Annotated in this window: 1 protein-coding gene; it reads left to right on the plus strand. The window is 69.4% G+C overall.

Annotated elements, in window-relative coordinates:
• Positions 1 to 288 precede the first annotated feature (288 nt).
• The gene (locus LGR44_RS21650; protein ID WP_226742790.1) at positions 289 to 1695 is read left to right on the plus strand and encodes a PRC-barrel domain-containing protein; all 1407 of its coding nucleotides are present in this window, start codon (positions 289 to 291) and stop codon (positions 1693 to 1695) included.
• The last annotated feature ends 54 nt before the right edge of the window (positions 1696 to 1749 follow it).

Below are 1749 nucleotides of genomic sequence, written 5' to 3' on the forward strand. Positions count from 1 at the left end.
AACGCCGAGTGTCATGTGGCGTACCAACTTCTGTGATGGGCGGGAGCGGGGGGCGGAACGTCGGAGGAGTCTGAACATTCATTCACCGAAGGTCGAGCCGGGACACTCGAGGCTCTCTCCGGGGGCGTTGCAGCGGCCCCGGCAGGTCAGGCGCCGATGCCTGACCGGATCGACCGGATCGATGCGGGCCGCAACAGACCAATGCCCGTTCCATAGGTGAATGCGCAGGTGAGCCAGGAGCCCCGACACGGCTCCGGGCTGCGCTGTGCCAAGTTTGGAGACGAGATCATGAAGCTCATTGCAGTCGCTGCGCTTCTCAGCACCACGGCCCTCGCGTCGGCCGCCATCGCACAGACCAACCCGTCGGCCCAGCAGCAGGGCCAGCAGGCGCAACAGGCCCAGCAGGGTCAGCAGGGTCAGCAGGGTCAGGTTGCCGCGGCCCAGATGCGCAACCAGCCGGTCTACAGCTCGCAGGGCGAGCAGATCGGCACCGTCAACGCCATCGTGCGCGGACGCGACAACCAGACCTATGCGGTCATGACCACCGGCCAGGCTCTGGGCGAGCGCCGCCAGGTCGTGGTGCCGGCCAACCGCATCGCCCTGCAGGGCAACCGCGTCACCGTGCGCGGCAACGAGCAGCAGCTGCGCCAGCTGCAGGCCTATGACCAGAACGCCTACCAGCCGGTGCAGGACAGCGAGCGCTTCGTCGTGGCCGTGGTGGCGGTGCCGGCGGGCCAGCAGCAGGCGCAGGCCGACGGCGCCGAGATCGTGGTGCGCCAGCCGCAGCCGCAGGTGCAGGTCGAGCAGGCCCAGCCGCGGGTGGTGGTGCAGCAGCCGCAGCCGAACGTGACGGTGCGCCAGCCGCGGCCGCAGATCATCGTGCGCCAGGCGCCGCCGACGATCACGGTGCAGCAGCCGCAGCCGGAGATCATCGTGCGCATGCCCGAGCCGGACGTGAACGTGTCGATGGCCCAGCCGCAGGTTCAGGTGAACCAGCCGCAGCCGGAGGTGCGGGTGGTGCAGCCCGAGCAGCGCCAGGCGGTGGCGACCGTGAACCCGGCCCAGCCGCGGGTGCAGGTGATCCCGCCGCAGCAGGAGGCGAACGTGAACCTGCAGCGGGCGGACCAGCCGCAGGTGTCGTACGAGCGCACGGGCGAGCCGCGGGTGATCTTCAACGAGGCCCAGGGCCAGCCCACCATCCGCTACGAGCAGATGCAGGGTCAGCAGCAGGCCCAGCAGCAGGCCCAGCAGCAGCAGCGCCAGCAGCAGGCGGCGGTGTCGGCCGAGGTGACGCCGGAGGAGCAGCAGCGGGCGCGTGAGACGCTGGGGGTGGGCGACGTGGAGAACACGGCGGCGATCAACCAGGAGAACGTGCGCATGCAGCCGATCGGGGTGGCGTCGCTGGAGGACATGGAGGTGCGCAACCTGCGCGGCCAGGAGATCGGCGAGGTGGACCGGGTGATCACCACGCCGCAGGGGCGTCAGTTCGTGGTGGTGGAGTCGGGCGGCTTTCTCGGGATCGGGGCGGACCGTGTGGCGTTTCCGCTGGAGCGGTTCTGGCTTCGGGGCGATCAGCTGTTCATCCGCGGAGTGACGGAGCAGGACATCGAGGCGATGGACGATTATCGCGATCAGATCGACAGCTTCCAGCGTCTGCCGCGCAACCAGCAGGCCGAGCTGCGGGTCTGGGAGTAATCCCACACCTCGCCCCACACCAAAACAACGAGCCGGCGGAGAAATCCGCCGGCT

It is taken from the genome of Microvirga lenta, from assembly GCF_020532555.1.
Lineage (GTDB): Bacteria > Pseudomonadota > Alphaproteobacteria > Rhizobiales > Beijerinckiaceae > Microvirga > Microvirga lenta.